Source organism: Streptomyces sp. WP-1, assembly GCF_030450125.1.
Classification (GTDB): Bacteria; Actinomycetota; Actinomycetes; order Streptomycetales; family Streptomycetaceae; genus Streptomyces; species Streptomyces incarnatus.
Genome location: NZ_CP123923.1, coordinates 2,764,561 through 2,783,570, shown reverse-complemented (window position 1 = coordinate 2,783,570; position 19,010 = coordinate 2,764,561). Strand labels below are relative to the sequence as shown.

Below are 19,010 nucleotides of genomic sequence, written 5' to 3'. Positions count from 1 at the left end.
GCCGGCCCGGAGCAATCCGGTGCCGGTCGCGGCTGAGGCAGATGTAGGTGTTTTTTCCGTTTCATTACTCAGTAGTAGAAGCAGTTCCCTACCTAGGAGACGAGGAGGTCGGTGCCGATGGTCCTCGCTCTGACTGTGTGCGGGATCGTGGTCGCGCTCGTGGTGGTCGGGCTGTTTCTGTTCGGCCTGCGCCGCCGGCTGATCCAGCGCTCGGGCGGGACCTTCGACTGCTCCCTGCGCTGGGACGTGGCCGAGAAACCGGACACGGGCGGCAAGGGCTGGAGCTACGGCGTCGCCCGCTACAACGGCGACCGCATCGAGTGGTACCGGGTCTTCTCCTACGCCATCCGCCCGCGCCGCGTCCTGGAACGCGCCCAGATCGAGGTGGCCGGCCGTCGGCTGCCCGAGGGCGAGGAGGAACTGGCGCTGCTGTCCGACGCGGTGATCCTCGCCTGCGTCCACCGGGGCACGCGCCTCGAACTCGCCATGAGCGAAGACGCGCTGACCGGTTTTCTCGCGTGGCTGGAAGCAGCCCCGCCCGGTCAGCGCGTCAATGTGGCTTAGCGCGTCGTGCAGTTGACGAGAACTACAGGTTGCTGCTGATCGCGTTCACCAGCTCGCCGTCGCTGGTGTCGCCGCTGAACTCCCAGAAGAACGCGCCGCCCAGGCCCTGGGTCTTGGCCCAGCTCATCTTCCCGGCGATGGTCGACGGGGTGTCGTACGACCACCAGTTGCTGCCGCAGTGGGCGTACGCGGTGCCCGCGACGGTGCCGGTGACCGGGCAGGACGACTTGAGGACCTTGTAGTCCTCGATGCCCTGCTCATAGGTGCCGGCCGCCGGGCCCGTGGCGGTGCCGCCCGGGGCGTCCTGGGTGACACCGGTCCAGCCGCGGCCGTAGAAGCCGATACCGATGAGCAGCTTGGCCGCGGGGACACCGGCCGCCTTGTACTTGGCGATCGCGTCGGCGGTGGTGAAGCCCGCCTTCGGGATGCCGCTGTACGAGGTGAGCGGGGAGTGCGGGGCGGTGGGGCCCTTCGCGTCCCAGGCGCCGAAGAAGTCGTACGTCATCACGTTGTACCAGTCGACGTACTGCGAGGCGCCGGAGTAGTCGGCGGAGTCGATCTTGCCGCCGTTCGAGCCGTCGGCGGAGACCGCGGCGGTGACCAGCTTGCTGGAGCCGAACTTGGCGCGCAGCGCGGCCATCACGTTCTTGAACGCCTCCGGCCCGCTGGTGTCACAGGTCAGACCGCAGTTGTTCGGGTACTCCCAGTCGATGTCGATGCCGTCGAACACATCGGCCCAGCGCGGGTCGTTGACGAGGTCGTAACAGGACTGGGCGAAACCGGCCGGGTCCTTGGCCGCGTCGGCGAAGCCGCCGGACCAGGTCCAGCCGCCGAAGGACCAGATGACCTTCAGGTTCGGGTACTTGGCCTTCAGCTCGCGCAGCTGGTTGAAGTTGCCGCGCAGCGGCTGGTCCCAGGTGTCGGCGGTGCCGTTGACGGCCTGGTCGGCGGTGAACGCCTTGTCGTAGTCGGCGTAGGAATCGCCGATGGCGCACTTGCCGCCGGTGATGTTGCCGAAGGCGTAGTTGATGTGGGTGATCTTGGCGGCGGAGCCGGAGGTCACCAGGTTCTTCACGTTGTAGTTGCGGGCGTAGATGCCCCAGTCGGTGAAGTAGCCGAGCTTGACCTTGCCGCCGGCGGGCGGGGGAGTGGTGGAGCCGCCGCCGGTGGTGTGCACGGCGAGAGCGGCGCTGGCCGGACCGGTCTGGCCGGCGGTGTCGCGGGCCTGCACGGAGTAGGAGTAGTCGCTGCCCGCGGTGAGCCCGGTGTCGGTGTACGACGTGGTGGTCACGGTGGCCACGACCTTGCCGTCGCGCAGCACGTCGTAGTTCTTGATGCCCTTGTCATCGGTGGCCGCGCTCCAGGAGAGCTTCACCGAGGTGTCGCTGACGCCGGAGGCGGTCGGGGTGCCGGGGGCGCTCGGGGCGGAGTCGCCGGGGGCCGTCGTACCGTCGCAGCTGCTGCCGTTGAGCGTGCAGTTGCCGGGGTTTCCGGAGCCGGCGCCGTTGAAGCCGAAGCTGACGGAGGCACCGGGGGCGAGGGTGCCGTTGTAGGACTTGTTCTTCGCCGTCCAGTGGTTGCCGGAGTTGGTGACGTCGGCGTCCCAGGCGGAGGTGACGGACGTGCCGGAGGGGAAGTCCCATTCGACGGTCCAGGAACTGACGCCGGCGGTACCGGCGTTCTTGATGGTCCACTGGCCGCCGAAGCCGGTGCCCCAGTCGCTGGACTTGGTGAAGCTCGCGGTGACGCCGGCCGCCTGGGCGCTCGCGGCCGGTGCGGGGCTCGCGAGTCCGACCAGTCCGGCCAGGGGGAGTACCAGGGTCGCGAGCCCTGCCGCGACCTTGTGTCTGAAGCGCATCGAGCGCCTCCCTCGGTAGTGGGGGTGACAGGGGGCATGACTGAGCCTTCATGCCCACGGTGCTGCGAGGGTAGAAAGGTCTGGACCACGGGTCAATAGGTCTGGACCATTCCAACTCCTGTACACCCCCGCTGGATTGGGGGGTTTTCCCCAGCGAAGTGCAGGCGGCGGGCTGCGTACGATCGTCGTGACCGATCAACGATCCGATGCGCTGTATACGGGGGATTCTTCATGCGACGCGCGTGTTTCCTTGCTGCCGTGGCCCTGGCCGCACTCACCGTCGGCGGGCTGTCCGCGTGCTCGGCCCTCGACCAGAAGACCTTCGAGGACGACGCCAAGGTGTCCCAGAAGGTGACCTCGATCCACCTCGACAGCGGGAACGGCGGGGTGAAGGTGCGGACATCGCCGGACGCCGCCGCGATCTCCGTGCACCGCAAGGTCAACTACCGCGGCGACAAGCCGGCCGGCACCAGCTTCCGTGTCGACCAGGGCGTCCTGACCCTCGCCGGCTGCGGCCACAGCTGCGGTGTCGACTACGACGTGACGGTGCCCGCCGCCCTCCCGGTGACCGGCGGCACCAGCAACGGCGACCTCGTGCTGAGCGGCGTCGCGGCGGTCGACGTGCACACCGGCAACGGCGAGATCGCGGTGAACGGAGCGACGGGCGCGGTGAAGCTGCGCTCCTCCAACGGCGGGGTCACCGTGAAGAACGCCAGGAGCGGTGTGGACGCGCAGACGTCGAACGGCGGGGTGACGGTCCAGGCGGCCACCCCCCAGAACATCAAGGCGCACACCTCCAGCGGAGACCTCACGATCACGGTGCCGCCCGCCCCCTACCGGATATCGGCGGACAACACCAACGGCAACAAGAAGGTGGCGTTCAAGGACGACCCCTCGGGCCGGTACCGCCTGGACCTGTCGACGACGAACGGCGACCTGACGGTGAAGTCGGCGGGCTAGGGTCGCCCAGCGGCCTGCTGACGTGCGTCTTGGCGGTGCCCGAAGCGGGAGCGCCCGCGCTAGCGCTCGCCGCCCGGTACCCACAGCACGTCGCCGGTGGCCTTGTTGGCGATGCGGGCCAGGATGAACAGCAGGTCGGAGAGGCGGTTGAGGTAGGTGGCGGTGAGGGGGTTCATGACATCGCCGTGCGCCTCCAGGGCCGCCCAGGTGGAGCGCTCGGCGCGGCGGACGACCGTGCAGGCCTGGTGGAGGAGGGCCGCGCCCGGGGTGCCGCCGGGGAGGATGAAGGAGCGCAGCTTCTCCAGCTGCTCGTTGAAGCGGTCGCAGTCCGCCTCCAGGCGGTCGACGTAGAACTGCTCGACCCGCAGCGGGGGGTACTCGGGGTTCTCCGCCACCGGGGTCGACAGGTCCGCGCCCACGTCGAACAGGTCGTTCTGCACGCGGGTGAGGACCGCGACGACCTCCTCGTCCAGGCCTCCCAGGGCGATCGCGGTGCCGATGACCGCGTTGGCCTCGTTGGAGTCCGCGTACGCGGAGATCCTGAGGTCCGTCTTGGGCACCCGGCTCATGTCACCGAGGTGCGTGGTGCCCTTGTCGCCGGTGCGGGTGTAGATGCGCGTCAGATTGACCATGGGCCCAGCGTAGTTACGCCCCGGCCGTCCGGAACACCCGTGTGCCCGCCGTCACGGCCAGCGCGGCGAAGCCGACGGCCACGAGGACGCCGTAGAGCATGTGCGCGGTGGCGTAGTGGCCGACGTAGGCGTCGCGCATCGCGTCCACCAAGTAGCGGAACGGCACGAAGTGCGAGAGCACGTCCAGCCAGCCGGGCGCCAGGGACATCGGGAGCATCAGGCCGGACAGCAGCATCGAGGGCATCGACACCGCGTTGATCAGCGGGCCGAACTCCTGCGGGGTGCGGACCTTCATCCCCATCGCGTACGACAGGGAGGCCAGGGAGAGGGTGAGCAGGGCGACGAACCCGAAGCCGATGAGGATCCCCGCGAGGGGTGCGCGCAGGCCCATCGCCACGGCGGCCAGCACCAGGAGGACCGCCTGGAACACGAACACCGTGGCGTCGCGCAGCACCCGGCCGAGCAGCAGCGCGAGCCGGCTGACCGGGGTGACCCGCATTCGCTCCACCACTCCCTTGGCGCTCTCCATGATGATCGTGAACCCCGCGAACAGGGCGCCGAAAAGGCCGAGTTGCAGCAGCAGCCCCGGCACCAGCACCTGCCAGGAGCTGCCCGCCTGGCCCAGCGGCAGTCCGGTCAGCAGGGGACCGAAGAAGAGCAGATAGAGCAGCGGGGTGAGGGCGCCGAAGAGCAGGGCGAAGCGGGAGCGGAGGGACTGGCGGAGGTAGCGGCCGTAGACGAGGGCCGTGTCGTGCAGCAGCATGCCGGTGGGCTCCTGGGAGTTATACGGCGACGGGGGCGTCGTCGGTGGGGGCGGGGGCGCGGCCGGTGACGGCCAGGAAGGTGTCCTGGAGGGTGGCGTCCAGGGAGCCGCCGTACCGCAGCTTGAGCGCGCCCGGTGTGCCCTCGGCGGCGACCGTGCCGCCGTCCACGATCACCAGGCGGTCGGCGAGGGCGTCGGCCTCGTCCAGGTAGTGGGTGGTCAGGAAGACGGTGGTGCCGTGCTCGTCGCGCAGCCGGCGGACCAGGTCCCACAGGTCGGCGCGGCTGCCGGGGTCGAGTCCGGTGGTGGGCTCGTCCAGGAACAGCACCTTGGGGCGGTGGGTCAGGGCCATCGCGATGTCGAGTCGACGCCGCTGACCGCCGGAGAGGGCGGCCGTCCTGCGGTCGAGGAGGCCGGTGATGTCGAGATCGCGGGCGAGTTCCCCGGCGCGGGTGACGGCGTCGGACTTGGACAGCCGGTAGAACCGCGCCTGGGTGACCAGCTCCTCCCGGACGCTGATCTGAGGGTCGACGCCGCTGGACTGGGCCACGTACCCGGAGGCCCGGCGCACTCCGGCCGGGTCGGTGACCAGGTCGTGCCCGGCGACGGTCGCGGTGCCGCCGGTCGGCTTCAGCAGGGTGGTGAGCATGCGCAGGGTGGTCGTCTTGCCGGCGCCGTTGGGGCCCAGGAACCCGAGGATCTCGCCCTCGTGGACGGTGAGATCGACACCGCGTACGGCGTCGACGGGGCCGGCTTTCGTCTGGAAGGTGCGGGCGAGGCTCGCCGCGCTGATGACTGCTGCCATGCTCCCCAGAAAAACAGAGTCTCTGAAAAATTTCAATGAACCCAAGTTTTCAGGAAGTGCAGCGAAGTTAGGATGGCGGGCATGGCTGAGGGGCTCAGGGAGCGGAAGAAGCGGCAGACCCGGCAGTACATCTCCGATGTCGCCACGGGGCTGTTCGTCGAGCGCGGCTTCGACGCGGTGACGGTCGCGGAGATCGCCGACGCGGCGAACGTCTCCGTGAACACCGTCTACAACTACTTCCCGGCCAAGGAGGACCTGTTCCTCGACCGTTCCGCGGGCATGGTCGACCGGCTCGCCCGCTGGGTCCGGGGCCGCGCCGAGGGCGAGTCCGCGGCGGAGGCGGTGCTGCGCGAGCTGCGGGACGAGATCCGGGCGGTGTCCCCCCGCGTCGGCCTGCTCGCGGGCTACGCCGACTTCATGCGCGTGATCCAGGAGGCGCCGGCCCTGCGCTCCCGGCTCTGGGCACTCGCCCAGGAGGTGGAGGCCAACCTGGAGCAGGTGCTGCGCGAGGAGACCGGGGCGGCCGAGGACGACGAACTGCCGAGCCTGATGGCCGGTCAGATCAGCTGGATCCACGGCACGGCCATCCGGGTCATCGGCCGCGAGATGCTCAAGCGCCGCGAGCCGGGCGAGGTCTCGCGGGAGGTGCTGGCGCTGCTGGACGACATCGAGGAACTGCTGAGCGAGCGGGTGCTCGGGTACGCGGTGCGCGGGTAGGGCCAACAGGGTTGCGCCGGGGGGCTTTTCGCGCGGCCCGGACGTAGCGCCGCGAACACGCACCGTGTCCACCGCCGTTCGAGGGCCGTTCGGATCGCGGGGGAAGTCGTCCCGGTGTGACGTCCGTCAAATGAGACGTGACGCGCGTTACTTACTGGTCACACGGCCGCTTCGGAGCGCTATCGTCCGCCGAAGGCACACATGTCCACAGCGGGTAACAGCGGGAAGAGGAGTCGGACGTGGCAGGGAAGCTCGCCGTCATCGGGGCCGGTCTCATGGGGTCCGGTATCGCTCAGGTCGCCGCGCAGGCGGGCTGGGAGGTCGTCCTTCGCGATGTCACCGACGAGGCGCTGGCGCGCGGCACCGACGGCATCAAGGCGTCGTACGACAAGTTCGTGAGCAAGGGCAAGCTGGACGCGGCCGACGCCGAGGCCGCGCTGGGCCGCATCACCCCGACCACCGACCTGGACGCCGCCGCGGACGCGGACGTCGTCGTGGAGGCCGTGTTCGAGAAGCTGGAGGTCAAGCACGAGATCTTCCGCGCGCTCGACAAGATCGTGCGCCCGGACGCCGTGCTCGCCTCCAACACCTCCGCCATCCCGATCACCAAGATCGCGGCGGCCACCGAGCACCCCGAGCGGGTCGTCGGCGTCCACTTCTTCTCGCCGGTGCCGATGATGAAGCTGGTCGAGCTGGTGCGCGGCTACAAGACGAGCGACGAAGCGCTCGCCACCGCGCGGGAGTTCGCCGAGTCCGTCGGCAAGACCTGCATCGTCGTCAACCGCGACGTCGCCGGGTTCGTCACCACCCGCCTCATCTCCGCGCTCGTCGTGGAGGCCGTCAAGCTCTACGAGTCGGGCGTGGCGACCGCCGAGGACATCGACCTCGCCTGCAAGCTGGGCTTCGGACACGCCATGGGCCCGCTCGCCACCACCGACCTGACCGGCGTGGACATCCTGCTGCACGCCACCGGGAACATCTACACCGAGTCTCAGGACGAGAAGTTCGCCCCGCCGGAGCTGATGCGCCGGATGGTGGACGCCGGTGACATCGGCCGCAAGAGCGGGCAGGGCTTCTACACGTACTGATCGGCGTACGGACGCGTCCCGGCACCGAGTTCACTCCCGAAGCATCACCCTCAGGGGTGAATTCGGTATCGGTTCGCTTACAAGCAGCAACCGCACCGCCACGCATTCAGTCAGACGGTGCACACCATTGATACGGAGTTGGCCACAACCGCACTCGACGGGGAGCGCATATGTACATCAGGGGCGACCACGCCGAGCTGGTCGTCGGGGGGCGCCTCGACGTCCGCAGCGCGGCGGACGCCCGTACGGCCCTGCACTCGGCCGTCGACGACGGCGCCGGCGACCTGGTGCTCGACCTGTCCGAACTGGACTCCTGGGACGCCACCGGGCTCGGTGTGATCATGGGGGCCCACCGGCGGGCCGGCCGCTGCGGGCGCCGCCTGGTGCTGCGCGGCGTACCGCCGCAGATGCAGCGCCTGTTGGTGGCCACCCGGCTGCACCGCATCCTCGCGATCGAGGGCGGCATCGGGGTGGAGTCGCTGCCCCGGGTGTGAGCCGGCGCCCGAGGGGCGCAGGCGCAGCTCAAGGGGCGCAAGCGCACCGGATGGGCAATCCGCGCCGGACCATGACGTCTCGGACCACGGGGCACCCCGCTCTGTCGTGGATACTGATCGAAGGTTTAGTGTTCGGTCGCCCGCCGACTCGCAACCCTCGACCGAGCGGGCCCGGACCGGAGCGACAGTGCGGCGTGCGGCAGGCCGGGAGGGGCCGTAACACGAGCACACGACGCTTATGGGGGGCTTGAACCCATGGATCCGATCAGCCCTGGGCCTGAGGAGTACGGACACACGGGCGCCCGCCGCCCGCCCCGGGACCCCCTCACGGCCGACTTCGGCCCGAGCACGCCCGCGCCCGCCCGCACGGCGCACCTCGTCACCGGCGATCTGCTGCTGACCGTCAACCCCGTGGACGGCAGCGAGATCGAGCCCTGCCCGCCGTCCCGGCGCCCGGGCGGCCCCCGCAAGCGCCGCGCCGCCGAGCGCGCCGAGGCCGAACGCGCGGCCCGGCCCCCGGTGCCGCCGGGACCCGCCCAGCACCCGCTGCCCCTGCTGGAGCGTCAGGAAGTACGGGAGCGGCTGGTACGACTGCTCGCGCGCGGCCGCACCGTACGGCTCACCGGCCCCGGCGGGTCCGGCCGCAGTGCCCTGCTCGACCTGGTCGCCGACGACTGCCACGGCCTCGCGCCCGACGGCGTGGTGCGTCTGTGCGGTATCCACCGCACCGCCGAGGACCTGCTCCACGAGCTCTTCCACACCGTCTACGACGCCCCCGGGCACCATCCCGAGCGCCTCGAACTGCGGGCGCCGCTCGCGGAGATCGGCGCGGTCGTCGTGGTGGACGACATCGAGTTCGGCGGCGCCGAGCTGGACGAGCTGCTGGAGGCGACGCCCGAGTGCGCCTTCCTGGTCTCCGCCACCCCGGACGTGCCCGCGCCGACCGCCGAGGCCGATGTCGAGGAGGTCTTCCTCGGCGGGCTCGACCGGGCCGGCGGGGTGGACATCCTGGAGCGCGCGGCCGGGCGGGTGCTCACCGAGGAGGAGGCCAACTGGGCGGGCGACCTGTGGTTCGAGTCCGAGGGGCTGCCGCTGCGGTTCGTGCAGGCGGGCGCGTTGCTGCGGCAGCGCGACCAACTGCGCGCCGAGACCGGGGCGGTGGACGAGTACGGCGTCTTCGAGGACGTACGGCCCGTGGTCGACGCGGTGCGGGAGTTCACCGACGAGGGCGGTCCGCTGCCCTCGCTCGGCGAGGCCGCCGCGCCCGCGCCGCTGCTCGCCTCCCGGCTCAGCGCCTCCGCCCGCGCCACCCTGCGCTTCGCGGTCGCCCTCGGCGGCGAGGTCCCGCACCAGGCCCATCTGCCCGCGCTGGTCGGCGACACCCATGCCGACGCCGCGCTCGGGGAGTTGGCGGGCTGCGGCCTGGTCTCCCCGGCGGGCTCCCGGTACCGGCTCGCGGCGGGCGTGCGCACCCAGCTGGAGGCCGCCGGGTACGGCGACGACGCGCCGGAGCGGGCCCGTACCGCCGCCCAGCACTACGCCTGGTGGGCCGGGCATCCCTCGGTCACCCCGGAGCGGGTGAGCGCGGAGGCCGACGCGGTGCTCGCGGCGCTGGCGGCCGTGGTGCCGCCGGTCGAGGGCGACGGCGGCGAGGCGGTCCGGCTCGCCCGCACCGCCGCGCCCGCGTTCGCCGCCGCGCTGCGCTGGAGCGCCTGGGAACGGGCGCTGCGCAGCGGCGCGCAGGCCGCGCTGCACTCCGGCGAGGTACCCGAACAAGCCTATTTCCATCATGAGTTGGGGATCCTCGCGCTGTGCGGGGGGCGGCTGGACCGGGCCCGCGCCGAGCTGGAGGCGTCGATCGGGCTGCGCGGCGCGGTCGCCGACAAGCGGGGCGCGGTCGCGGGCCGCCGGGCGCTGGCGCTGGTCGCGGACCGGGCGGGGGAGCTGCCCGGGCTGCCGGTGCCGGTGGCCCCGGGGGAGCCCGCGACGGAGCCGGTGCCCGCGCTGCCGTCCCTGCCGTCGGTGCCCGCCGTGCCGGACACCCTGGTCACCCCGCGGATCGTCGCCGCGCCCTGGGCGAAGGGGCTCGGCATACGGCGTATCGCGCGCCGCAACCTGGTGGCGGCCGGATCCGGTGCGCTGCTCGCGGCGGTGCTGGGCACGGTGGTGACGCTCGGCATGACGTCCCACGACAGCGACGACAAGAACCCGGCGGGACGGGCCGACGTCAATCCCTCCACGAGCCAGGACGCGGGCGACCCGGCCTCCGACCCGGCCCCGGCACAGGCTCCGGACACGGACTCGCAGCCGTCCACGGGCCACCGCTCGGTCCCGGCCCCGGCGGGCACGTACGCCGAGACGAACGCTCCGGTGAAGCCGTCGACGAGCCCCACGGCGGACCCGACGGGCCCGACGGGTTCGGGCACGGGCAGCGGTCCCGGCGGGGGGAGCGGCAGCGGGAGTACGTCCCCGACGCCGACGAAGACCGAGCCGACGTCCCCGCCCCCGACCAAGCCGACGCCGCCGACCACGCCCCCGGCCTCGCCGACCGGTCCGACCGCTTCGCCGACCCCGACGGGCTCGCCCTCGGACTCCGCGAGCGACGTGACACCGTTCACCAAGTCGGCGTCCGAGCCGCCATCCCCGACGGACTCGGACCCGGCGGAGCAGGGGCAGCTGTGAGAAACGGCGGTGCCGACCCGGCATGAGACCGGACCGGCACCGCCGTTCACCGTCGTACGGGCCGAGCGCCGTCGTGGTGGAAGAAGTCGCCCCCCGGGCGGCCCCGGTCCCTCAGAACAGCCGCAGCTTGTCGTCCTCGATGCCGCGCAGGGCGTCGTAGTCCATGATGTGGCAGTCGATGCCCCGGTCGGTGGCGAGGACGCGGGCCTGGGGCTTGATCTCCTGGGCGGCGAAGATGCCGCGGACCGGAGCGAGGTGGGGGTCGCGGTTGAGCAGGTCGAGGTAGCGGGTCAGCTGCTCCACGCCGTCGATCTCACCGCGCCGCTTGATCTCGATCGCGACCGTCCGGCCCTCGGCGTCCCGGCACAGGATGTCCACCGGGCCGATGGCGGTCATGTACTCGCGCCGGATGAGCGTGTAGCCGTCGCCGAGCGTCTCGATGCGGTCGGCGAGCAGCTCCTGGAGGTGCGCTTCCACGCCGTCCTTGATCAGACCCGGGTCCACACCCAGTTCGTGCGAGGAGTCGTGGAGGATCTCCTCCATCGTGATGATCAGTTTCTCGCCCGCCTTGTTGACGACCGTCCACACCCCTTCGTCCTCGCCCGCGCCCTCCTTCAGCGTGCAGGGCGGCGACATCCAGTTGAGGGGCTTGTAGGCCCGGTCATCGGCGTGGATGGAGACGCTGCCGTCCGCCTTGACCAGGATCAGGCGGGGCGCCGAGGGCAGGTGGGCGGTGAGCCGGCCGGCGTAGTCGACCGAGCACCGGGCAATGACGAGACGCATGGTCGGCAACGCTACTCGACACCCGCCGCCGGGCGCGATTCGCCCGAGCCGCTCCCTGTGGATCGCCCCACTTGTCACTGCTTTGTCCCTGGAAACTCTTGTTCATCCTTGGCCGATTGTGGGTGCAACCCGACCGTTCCATATACGCATTCTGGTGGTGTGGTCACCGACCGTTGCCTACCGTAGAGAACGGGAGGTCGCGGTCCATGTACTCAGCGTGTTTTTCGGCGCCGAACTCCCTTTATCCGTCCGGCAACCCCTGTTCACCGGGGGTGCGAGAGGAGAACCCATGTCGCTCGACGTCTCACCGGCCCTACTCGACGCGGCCGAGCGAGGCGAGGTCGACGAAGCGGAATTCGTCGACTGCGTCCGGACTTCCCTGCCTTACGCATGGGAGATGATCAGCTCCCTGGTGGCCCAGCTGAAGGTGGACGGCGGTCCCTTCGCCGACAACCAGACGCCCCCGCCCAGCGAGCAGGCCCGCGGTCAGCTGCTGCGCGCCCTCGCGAGCGACGCCATCCGCGGCGCGCTGCAACGGCACTTCGGCGTGCGGCTGGCCTTCCAGAACTGCCACCGGGTCGCGGTGTTCCCGCTGGACGCCTCGGTGGACGAGACGCTGACCCGCTTCACCTCGGTGCGGGCCCAGCTGCTGAACCAGTCGCCGGAGTTTCGGGACTGCTGACCCGCGGCCCCGGGAACGTCCGGGGCGGTGCGTCGCCTGCTTGCCGCTCCGCCCGTGGGAGGTGCAATCGGCGCCGGGGCGGCAAGCCCCCCAGGTGGCTTGCCATTTGTACCTACTCTGTGCCTATTCGTCCGGGTTCGTCAGCGCAGCTGCGGGAGCACCTCGGCGCCCAGGCGCCGCACGGTGTCCTCCGTCGCCGCGAGGTCGCCCGAGCCCTCGACCAGCAGGGCGAAACGGGAGATGCCCGTGCGCTCGGCGGTGGCCGCGAGCCGGTCGCCGGCGAGTCGCGGGGTACCCACCGGGTGCAGCCCGCAGAGCAGTTCGGTGTAGGCGACCGGGTCGCGCATCGCGCGCTTGCGCCCGTCGACCGTCACATGCGCGTCGAGTCCCTGTTTCAGCCAACCCGGCATCGCCTTGAGCAGGGTCTCCGCCGCGTCCTGGCGGCGGTCGGCGAGCTGGCAGACCCCGGCGGCGACATGCGCGGCGCCCGCGATCTCCTCGGGCGTCCGCCCCGCCGCGCGGGCACTGCGCCGCCACAGCGCGACCATGTCGGCCTTCTCCTCGTCGCCCGCGTGCATCCCGAGCAGCATCGGAAGGCCGCGCTCCGCGGCCAGCCGCACGCTCCTGGGTGAGGTGCACGCGACGACGACCTCCGGGCCCGGGGTGTCCGTCAGGGCCTGGGAGGGACGCGGTACGACGGGCACCTCGCGGAAGGCGAAGCGCTCCCCGGAGGCACCCACCGCGGGCTCGCGCAGCCAGCGCAGCAGCAGATCGAGTGACTCGGGGAACCCGTTTTCGTACGCGTCGAGGCCGCTGCCGAAGACCTCAAGGTCAACCCAGGGGCCGCCGCGGCCCACCCCCAGGGTGAACCGGCCGCCGCTCGTCAGATGCAGCAGCGCGGCCTGCTCGCCCAGGGCGACCGGGTGGACGGTGGGCAGTACGCTGACCGCGGTGCCCACCCGGATCCGGCGGGTCCGGCCGAGCAGCAGCGCGGCCAGGGTGACGGCGGACGGACAGGTGCCGTACGGCACGAAGTGGTGCTCGGCCAGCCATACCGAGTCGAGCCCGGCCTCCTCGGCGACCTCCGCCGAGCGGACCGCCCGGTGCAGGGCCTCCCCCTGGCCCTGGCCCGGGAACTGGGCGCCCAGCACAAAGCTTCCTACGTACATCACTTTTCCCGCTTCCTCGGCTCCGACCCGAGCTCCCCCACCGGCATAACCGTCTGACACGTGCCAAGGACACGGCCTGGCAGGGTAATTTGCGGATTGTCTTCAGAATCAGCCGTTCCGGAACGGGACTTGCGCCGGTCGGCGGCCTTCGCGTACCCCGTCCGGCGGCGCGTACGCTGGACGCAGCCCTTGTTCGCCGCCGAGCCCCGAGAGGTGTCCCGTGTCCCCGCGCCGCAACCGACCGAAGGCCGCCGACCCGTCCGGCCGCAGCGCCGAGGACGATCGCACCGGGCGGTACGGCGGCTTCCAGGCGTCGGAGGACTGGCAGGGCGAGGAGTGGAACGTGCGTCATGTCGCGGGGGCGAGCGCCGAGGGCAAGACCTACCGCTGCCCCGGCTGCGACCAGATGATCCCCTCCGCGGTGCCCCATGTGGTGGCCTGGCCGGAGCACGCGGGCGTGGACGACCGCCGGCACTGGCACAAATCCTGCTGGAACGCGCGAGACCGCCGCACCACACGGGTGCAGCGGTCTCGTCACGCGCCGAAGTTCTGAGGGACCGGCGTTTCTAGACGTCCCGGCTGCGCAGCAGCGCGTACGCCCCCGCGCCGGCCGCCGCGGCGAGCCCCAGCATGATCCACAGCGGGTCCCAGCCCCGGGGCCCGGAGCCGCTGAGCGTGCTGTCGTAGAAGACGCCGAGCTGGCTCGGGAAGCTGTACTCGAACAGGAAGTCGCGCACCGAGTGCAGCGACTCCGTGGCCATGAACAGGGCCAGCACCAGCGGGGCGAGCACCAGGCCGATCATGATGGTGATGCCGCCCGCGGAGTGCCGGATCATGGAGCCGACGAACAGCGCGAGCAGGCCGAGCAGCGCCATGTAGAGGCTCACGCCGACGGTGGCCTTGAGCCAGTCCCCGCCGGAGGGCGACTCCGCGCCGGAGCCGGACAGCATCGACGACTGCACCATCGCCACGAAGGTGACCGACACCAGGGACACCACGAAGGCGACCACGAAGAACACGATCGCCTTGGCGGCCAGCACCCGGCCGCGGCTCGGGCACGCCGTCATCGTCGTACGGATCATGCCGGTGCCGTACTCCGAGGCCGTGGTCAGCACGCCGAGCGTGATGACGCACATGGTGCCCACGAGCAGGCCGAAGAAGCCGAAGGAGAGCGGGTTGGTGCCGGCCAGCGAGGACTCGTCGGCGTGCGCCGACACCAGCGCGCCGACCAGCAGGCCGATGCCCACGACGAGGAACACGAAGACGCTGAGCGTCCAGATCGTCGAGCGGACCGACTTGATCTTCGTCCACTCCGAGGCCACCGCGTGCCCGAGGTGGGTGGGCACGACGGGGATCGGCGAGGTGTAGCCGGGGTACGAGCCGCCGGGCGCCGCCTGCCAGTCGGGCGCGCCGGGGGCCTGTGGCATCGGGGGCTGGTGGGTGCTCATCGGGCGTCCTCGGGCTGGTTCGTGTCGGCGGTGGGGGAGGAGGCGTCGGGCGTGGCGGGGACGGCGGCCGGGGCCGGGGGAGCGGCCGGGGCCTGCGGGGCCGGGGGCGCCTGGGGTGCCGGCTGGGCGTACGGGTTCGCGGCCGGGGCTGTCTGGCCCGCCGGGGCGCCGGGAGCGCCGTGACCGCCCGCCGGGGCGCCCGCGTAGGGTCCCGCGGGCGCGCCGGGGCCGCCCGCCGGCATCGCGAAGGGCTGCCCGCCCTGCTGGGGCGGCGGCGGGGCGTACCAGCCGGGCTGGCCCTGGCCGGGCACCGGCATCGGCGGTTCGGCGCCGGGCGGCAGCGGCTGCTGGAGGCCCGCCTTCTGGTCGGTGGTGGAGCGGTAGTCCACCGCGCCCTGCGTCATCCGCATGTACGCCTCCTCCAGCGAGGCCTGGTGCGGCGACAGCTCCCACAGCCGTACGCCCGCCTCGTGCGCGAGGTCGCTGATGCGGGGCAGCGGCAGTCCCATCACGCGCAGCGCGCCGTCCTGCTCCGGCAGCACCTGGCCGCCCGCGCCGGAGAGCGCGGCGCCGAGCTTCTCGCGCAGCTGCGGCTCGGTGTCGGGGGTGCGCACCCGCGCGAAGTCGGCGGAGTTGGCCGAGATGAAGTCCTTCACGCTCATGTCGGCGAGCAGCTGGCCGCGCCCGATCACGATGAGGTGGTCGGCGGTCAGCGCCATCTCGCTCATCAGATGGGAGGACACGAAGACGGTCCGGCCCTCGGCGGCCAGCGCCTTCATCAGGTTGCGCACCCAGAGGATGCCCTCGGGGTCGAGGCCGTTGACCGGCTCGTCGAAGAGCAGCACCTGGGGGTCGCCGAGCAGCGCGGCGGCGATGCCGAGGCGCTGGCCCATGCCGAGCGAGAAGCCCTTGGAGCGCTTCCTGGCGACGTCCTGGAGGCCGACGACGCCGAGCACCTCGTCCACCCGGCGGGCCGGGATGCCCGACAGCTGGGCGAGGCTCAGCAGATGGTTGCGGGCGGAGCGGCCGCCGTGCACGGCCTTGGCGTCGAGCAGCGCGCCGACCTGGCGGGGCGCGTTGGGCAGCCTGCGGTACGGGTGGCCGCCGATGGTCACCTGGCCGGACGTGGGGTTGTCCAGGCCGAGGATCATCCGCATCGTCGTGGACTTGCCCGACCCGTTGGGCCCGAGGAAGCCGGTCACGGATCCCGGTCGCACCTGGAAGGAAAGGTTGTACACAGCGGTCTTGTCGCCGTACCGCTTCGTCAGGCCTACAGCCTCGATCATGCTCCGCACCCATCGGAAGGTTCAGGACAGCGGGGAACCGCCCCCGTAAGGATTAGGAGGATAACGGGGCGCTGACGGTTCCGCCCAAAGAAAAGTAAAGCTGAAGTAATACGCTGGGTGAAGGTGACCTCTACTGCGCGTCCCGGCGCCTGAGCAGCGCGTATCCGCCGGCGAGCGCGGCGATCACCCACAGCGCCATGATCCCGAGCCCGCCCCAGGGCCCGTACGGGGTGTCGTCGGGGTGCGGCACCGCCTGCATGATCCGGCTGCCGGCCTGGTCGGGCAGGTACTGGGCGATCTTCTTGGTGGCGTCGACGGCGGCCAGGATGTTGGAGATCAGGAAGAAGAACGGCATCAGGATGCCGAGCGAGAGCAGCGGTGAGCGCAGCATGGTGGCGACGCCCATGGAGAACACCGCGATCAGGGTCAGGTACAGCCCGCCGCCGGCCGCCGCGCGCAGCACCCCGGGATCGCCGAGCCCCGCGCGGTAGGGGCCGAGCATGGCCTGGCCGAGGAAGAACGTGGCGAAGCTCGTGACCATCCCGACGACCAGGGCGAGCGCGCCCGCCACCGCGAGCTTGCCGGACAGGAAGACGCCGCGGCGCGGTACGGCGGCCAGCGAGACCCGGATCATGCCGGTGCTGTACTCGTTGGTGACGACCAGCACGCCGAACACGATCATGGCGAGCTGGCCGAGGGTCATCCCGGCGAAGCTGACGAAGGTCGGGTCGAAGGTCAGCCGCTCCTGGATCGGCATCGAGTCGTACTGGTTCCGGGTCAGCGCGGAGATGAGCATGCCGATGCCGACGGTGACCACGACGGCGACGGAGAGGGTCCAGCCCGTGGACGACACCGACCGGATCTTCGTCCACTCGGAGCGGAGGGTCTGGGCGACCTGGGCGTTCGTCATGCCGTACCCCCTCGCCGGTCGCCGCCCCAGCCCTCCGGGACGGCCTCCGACTGCGCGTGGTACTCCACCGAGCCCGCCGTCAGCCGCATGAACGCCTCCTCCAGGGAAGCCTGCCGGGGGCTCAGCTCGTGCAGCACGATCCCGTGCCCCGCGGCCAGCTCCCCGATCCGCTCGGCCTTGTCGCCCTCCGCCTCCAGCGCCCCGTCCGCCGCCTCGGTCACGGTGACCCCGGCCTCGTGCAGCGCGTCCAGGAGCCGTTCGCGCTGGGGCGAGCGGACGCGGACGTAACTGCGCGCGTGCCGCCGGATGAAGTCCGCCATGGAGGTGTCCGCGAGCAGCCGGCCCTGCCCGATCACGATGAGGTGGTCGGCGGTCTGCGCCATCTCGCTCATCAGATGGGAGGACACGAAGACCGTCCGCCCCTGCGCGGCCAGTGATCTCATCAGATTGCGGATCCAGTGGATGCCCTCGGGGTCGAGCCCGTTCACCGGCTCGTCGAACATCAGGATCCGGGGGTCCCCGAGCAGCGCGGCCGCGATCCCCAGCCGCTGCGACATGCCGTACGAGAACCCCTTGGCCTTCTGCCGCGCGACGGCCATCAGACCGACCGTCTCCAGCACCTCGCCCACCCGGGCGTGCGGGATGCCGTTGCTCTGCGCGAGGCACAGCAGATGGTTGTAGGCGCTGCGGCCGCCGTGCACCGCCTTGGCGTCCAGCAGCGCGCCGACACAGGTGAGGGGATCCGTCAGCCGGTCGTACCGGCTGCCGTCGATCCGCACATCACCGGCGGTGGGACGGTCGAGCCCGAGGATCATCCGCATGGTCGTGGACTTCCCGGCGCCGTTGGGCCCGAGGAACCCGGTCACGATGCCGGGCCGCACGGTACATGTCAGACCGTCGACGGCCACCTTCTCGCCGTACCGCTTGGTCAGCCCGTCCAGCTCGATCATGCCGCCACGCTAGGACGGGACAAAGCCCCCTGCCACTTGAAGCAGGGGGCTCAGATGCGCGCGCTCCGAAGGGGCGCGGGGAACTGCGCGGCCGGCCACAACGGGCCCGCAGCCACCCCGCGACCGGCGATTACCGGGACTGCTGCGCCGGAACCCCACGAGAGACCGGCTCGTCCTCGCCCGTCGTGCCGGCGGCGGCCACCGCCGCGCCGGTCAGCGTCGCCAGCATCTCGCGGACGTTCGTCAGCTGGGCGTTGATGCTGTCGCGGCGGTTGGTGAGGGCCGCCAGCTCGCGCTCGGACTCGGAACGGATGCGGTCCGCCTTGGCGTTGGCGTCGGCCACGATGTCCTCGGCCTGGCGCTGCGCGGTCTCCACCGTCTGGCGGGCGCGGCGCTCGGCGTCGGTGCGCAGCTTCTCCGCCTCCAGGCGCAGCTGCTCGGCGCGGTGCTCGATCTCCGCGAGCCGCTTCTCCGCCTTCTGCTGACGCGAGGCCAGGTCGCGCTCGGACTGCTCGCGGCGCTTGGCCAGGTTCGTCTCGAAGTCGGCGGCGGCCTGCGCGGCCTTGGCGCGGGTCTCCTCGAAGAGGGCGTCCGCCTCCTCACGCTTGGACTGCGCGTCCTTCTGCGCGTCGGACCGCAGCTGAGAGGCCTCGCCCTTGGCCTTCTCGACGATCCGGGCGCCCTCGTCCTCCGCCTTCGCCTTGCGCTCGGTGGCGTAGGACTCGGCGTCGTTGCGCACCTGCTGGGCGGCCGACTCGGCCAGCTCGCGGTGCTGTTCGGCCGCGCGGCGGGCCTCCTCACGCAGCTCCTTGGCCTCTTCCTCGGCCAGGCGCAGGATCTTCTCGACCCGAGCGCCGAGACCCGCGTACGACGGCTCGGCGTCGCTGACCTGGGTCTGGGCGTTCTGCGTCTCGAGGTGCAGCTCCTCGATGCGCTTTTCCAGGGCGGTGATACGGGCGTTGGCCTGGTCACGTTGGGAGACGAGGTTGGAGATACGTTCGTCCACCTGAGCGCGGTCGTACCCACGCCGCACAAGCTCGAAGCCGTAGGGGGAAGTGTCGCTCATGGGGTTCCTGTCAAATGAGACCGGTGAGGTGATAGGGGGAATCCTAGGCGCCGAAGCGGTGTGTCATCGAGCGGATACGTGTTTGATCTGGAGAATGACACCTCTTTTGAGTGGCTGACCGTCAGAGGTCTTGCCAACGAGCAGGGCAAAGCC

At 71.3% G+C, this 19,010-nt stretch carries 19 protein-coding genes; 8 read left to right on the top strand and 11 right to left on the bottom strand.

Translation table 11 applies throughout. The annotated features are described in order from the left end of the window. Window positions 1–117: 117 nt before the first annotated feature. Complete coding sequence (locus tag QHG49_RS11755) at window positions 118–564, top strand: DUF2550 domain-containing protein (protein ID WP_145491157.1); 447 nt, start codon at window positions 118–120, stop codon at window positions 562–564. A 22-nt stretch (window positions 565–586) separates the two neighbouring features. Here the strand turns inward: QHG49_RS11755 and QHG49_RS11750 are convergent, their stop codons facing one another. Beyond that, window positions 587–2,422, bottom strand: coding sequence for a glycoside hydrolase family 18 chitinase (locus tag QHG49_RS11750; RefSeq protein ID WP_159705045.1), 1,836 nt, complete (start codon window positions 2,420–2,422; stop codon window positions 587–589). A 258-nt stretch (window positions 2,423–2,680) separates the two neighbouring features. Between QHG49_RS11750 and QHG49_RS11745 the strand changes: the two genes are divergently transcribed. Further along, on the top strand, window positions 2,681–3,382 hold the full coding sequence (locus QHG49_RS11745; protein WP_301489325.1) for a DUF4097 family beta strand repeat-containing protein: 702 nt from the start codon (window positions 2,681–2,683) through the stop codon (window positions 3,380–3,382). A gap of 59 nt (window positions 3,383–3,441) precedes the next feature. On the opposite strand, the gene QHG49_RS11740 is transcribed toward QHG49_RS11745, so the two are convergent. Genes QHG49_RS11740 through QHG49_RS11730 form a run of 3 tightly spaced genes read right to left on the bottom strand, consistent with a single transcriptional unit; the run spans window position 3,442 to window position 5,582 of the window. Continuing rightward, window positions 3,442–4,014, bottom strand: coding sequence for a cob(I)yrinic acid a,c-diamide adenosyltransferase (locus tag QHG49_RS11740; RefSeq protein ID WP_301489323.1), 573 nt, complete (start codon window positions 4,012–4,014; stop codon window positions 3,442–3,444). A 13-nt stretch (window positions 4,015–4,027) separates the two neighbouring features. Then, on the bottom strand, window positions 4,028–4,777 hold the full coding sequence (locus QHG49_RS11735; protein ID WP_159705053.1) for an ABC transporter permease: 750 nt from the start codon (window positions 4,775–4,777) through the stop codon (window positions 4,028–4,030). A gap of 19 nt (window positions 4,778–4,796) precedes the next feature. Further along, the gene (locus tag QHG49_RS11730) at window positions 4,797–5,582 is read right to left on the bottom strand and encodes an ABC transporter ATP-binding protein (protein ID WP_159705056.1); all 786 of its coding nucleotides are present in this window, start codon (window positions 5,580–5,582) and stop codon (window positions 4,797–4,799) included. 81 nt (window positions 5,583–5,663) lie between these two features. On the opposite strand from QHG49_RS11730, the gene QHG49_RS11725 reads away from it, so the two are divergent. From QHG49_RS11725 to QHG49_RS11710, 4 genes are all read left to right on the top strand, one after another. Then, window positions 5,664–6,299, top strand: a complete 636-nt coding sequence (locus QHG49_RS11725) for a TetR/AcrR family transcriptional regulator (RefSeq protein ID WP_159705059.1) — start codon at window positions 5,664–5,666, stop codon at window positions 6,297–6,299. Window positions 6,300–6,538: 239 nt separating this feature from the next. Next, window positions 6,539–7,387: a 3-hydroxyacyl-CoA dehydrogenase family protein gene (locus tag QHG49_RS11720; RefSeq protein ID WP_093678828.1), complete on the top strand. Its 849-nt coding sequence runs from the start codon at window positions 6,539–6,541 to the stop codon at window positions 7,385–7,387. Window positions 7,388–7,557: 170 nt separating this feature from the next. After that, on the top strand, window positions 7,558–7,881 hold the full coding sequence (locus tag QHG49_RS11715; RefSeq protein ID WP_037656479.1) for an STAS domain-containing protein: 324 nt from the start codon (window positions 7,558–7,560) through the stop codon (window positions 7,879–7,881). A 255-nt stretch (window positions 7,882–8,136) separates the two neighbouring features. Then, entirely contained in the window at window positions 8,137–10,563 is a 2,427-nt protein-coding gene (locus QHG49_RS11710; protein ID WP_159705062.1) for an ATP-binding protein, read from the top strand. Window positions 10,564–10,674: 111 nt separating this feature from the next. Here the strand turns inward: QHG49_RS11710 and nucS are convergent, their stop codons facing one another. Continuing rightward, window positions 10,675–11,346 carry an endonuclease NucS gene (gene nucS / locus QHG49_RS11705; protein ID WP_046424337.1) on the bottom strand — a complete coding sequence of 224 codons (672 nt, stop codon included), beginning with the start codon at window positions 11,344–11,346 and terminating at the stop codon, window positions 10,675–10,677. Between the two features lie 289 nt (window positions 11,347–11,635). On the opposite strand from nucS, the gene QHG49_RS11700 reads away from it, so the two are divergent. After that, window positions 11,636–12,028, top strand: coding sequence for an SCO5389 family protein (locus tag QHG49_RS11700; RefSeq protein ID WP_145491139.1), 393 nt, complete (start codon window positions 11,636–11,638; stop codon window positions 12,026–12,028). 140 nt (window positions 12,029–12,168) lie between these two features. On the opposite strand, the gene QHG49_RS11695 is transcribed toward QHG49_RS11700, so the two are convergent. Then, window positions 12,169–13,197, bottom strand: a complete 1,029-nt coding sequence (locus QHG49_RS11695; RefSeq protein ID WP_301489314.1) for an LLM class flavin-dependent oxidoreductase — start codon at window positions 13,195–13,197, stop codon at window positions 12,169–12,171. Window positions 13,198–13,417: 220 nt separating this feature from the next. Here QHG49_RS11695 and QHG49_RS11690 point away from each other — a divergent pair, with 220 nt between their 5' ends. Further along, window positions 13,418–13,750, top strand: coding sequence for an ATP/GTP-binding protein (locus QHG49_RS11690; protein WP_159705068.1), 333 nt, complete (start codon window positions 13,418–13,420; stop codon window positions 13,748–13,750). Between the two features lie 13 nt (window positions 13,751–13,763). Here QHG49_RS11690 and QHG49_RS11685 read toward each other — a convergent pair whose 3' ends face one another. From QHG49_RS11685 to QHG49_RS11665, 5 genes are all read right to left on the bottom strand, one after another. Beyond that, window positions 13,764–14,645 (bottom strand): ABC transporter permease, encoded by an 882-nt coding sequence (locus QHG49_RS11685; protein WP_145491129.1) that lies wholly within the window; start codon window positions 14,643–14,645, stop codon window positions 13,764–13,766. Then, complete coding sequence (locus QHG49_RS11680; protein WP_145491127.1) at window positions 14,642–15,931, bottom strand: ABC transporter ATP-binding protein; 1,290 nt, start codon at window positions 15,929–15,931, stop codon at window positions 14,642–14,644. The genes QHG49_RS11685 and QHG49_RS11680 overlap by 4 nt, the downstream gene beginning before the upstream one ends. A gap of 130 nt (window positions 15,932–16,061) precedes the next feature. Beyond that, entirely contained in the window at window positions 16,062–16,841 is a 780-nt protein-coding gene (locus QHG49_RS11675; protein ID WP_301489309.1) for an ABC transporter permease subunit, read from the bottom strand. After that, window positions 16,838–17,791, bottom strand: coding sequence for an ATP-binding cassette domain-containing protein (locus QHG49_RS11670; protein ID WP_301489307.1), 954 nt, complete (start codon window positions 17,789–17,791; stop codon window positions 16,838–16,840). The genes QHG49_RS11675 and QHG49_RS11670 overlap by 4 nt, the downstream gene beginning before the upstream one ends. A 130-nt stretch (window positions 17,792–17,921) precedes the next feature. Continuing rightward, window positions 17,922–18,857: a cellulose-binding protein gene (locus tag QHG49_RS11665; protein WP_145491105.1), complete on the bottom strand. Its 936-nt coding sequence runs from the start codon at window positions 18,855–18,857 to the stop codon at window positions 17,922–17,924. Window positions 18,858–19,010 lie beyond the last annotated feature (153 nt).

Coding starts and splice junctions, on each gene's coding strand:
- QHG49_RS11755 (WP_145491157.1), top strand. CDS start 118: ATGGTCCTCGCTCTGACTGTGTGCGGGATCGTGGTCGCGCTCGTGGTG.
- QHG49_RS11750 (WP_159705045.1), bottom strand. CDS start 2,422: ATGCGCTTCAGACACAAGGTCGCGGCAGGGCTCGCGACCCTGGTACTC.
- QHG49_RS11740 (WP_301489323.1), bottom strand. CDS start 4,014: ATGGTCAATCTGACGCGCATCTACACCCGCACCGGCGACAAGGGCACC.
- QHG49_RS11735 (WP_159705053.1), bottom strand. CDS start 4,777: ATGCTGCTGCACGACACGGCCCTCGTCTACGGCCGCTACCTCCGCCAG.
- QHG49_RS11730 (WP_159705056.1), bottom strand. CDS start 5,582: ATGGCAGCAGTCATCAGCGCGGCGAGCCTCGCCCGCACCTTCCAGACG.
- QHG49_RS11725 (WP_159705059.1), top strand. CDS start 5,664: ATGGCTGAGGGGCTCAGGGAGCGGAAGAAGCGGCAGACCCGGCAGTAC.
- QHG49_RS11715 (WP_037656479.1), top strand. CDS start 7,558: ATGTACATCAGGGGCGACCACGCCGAGCTGGTCGTCGGGGGGCGCCTC.
- QHG49_RS11710 (WP_159705062.1), top strand. CDS start 8,137: ATGGATCCGATCAGCCCTGGGCCTGAGGAGTACGGACACACGGGCGCC.
- nucS (WP_046424337.1), bottom strand. CDS start 11,346: ATGCGTCTCGTCATTGCCCGGTGCTCGGTCGACTACGCCGGCCGGCTC.
- QHG49_RS11700 (WP_145491139.1), top strand. CDS start 11,636: ATGTCGCTCGACGTCTCACCGGCCCTACTCGACGCGGCCGAGCGAGGC.
- QHG49_RS11695 (WP_301489314.1), bottom strand. CDS start 13,197: ATGTACGTAGGAAGCTTTGTGCTGGGCGCCCAGTTCCCGGGCCAGGGC.
- QHG49_RS11685 (WP_145491129.1), bottom strand. CDS start 14,645: ATGAGCACCCACCAGCCCCCGATGCCACAGGCCCCCGGCGCGCCCGAC.
- QHG49_RS11680 (WP_145491127.1), bottom strand. CDS start 15,931: ATGATCGAGGCTGTAGGCCTGACGAAGCGGTACGGCGACAAGACCGCT.
- QHG49_RS11675 (WP_301489309.1), bottom strand. CDS start 16,841: ATGACGAACGCCCAGGTCGCCCAGACCCTCCGCTCCGAGTGGACGAAG.
- QHG49_RS11670 (WP_301489307.1), bottom strand. CDS start 17,791: ATGATCGAGCTGGACGGGCTGACCAAGCGGTACGGCGAGAAGGTGGCC.
- QHG49_RS11665 (WP_145491105.1), bottom strand. CDS start 18,857: ATGAGCGACACTTCCCCCTACGGCTTCGAGCTTGTGCGGCGTGGGTAC.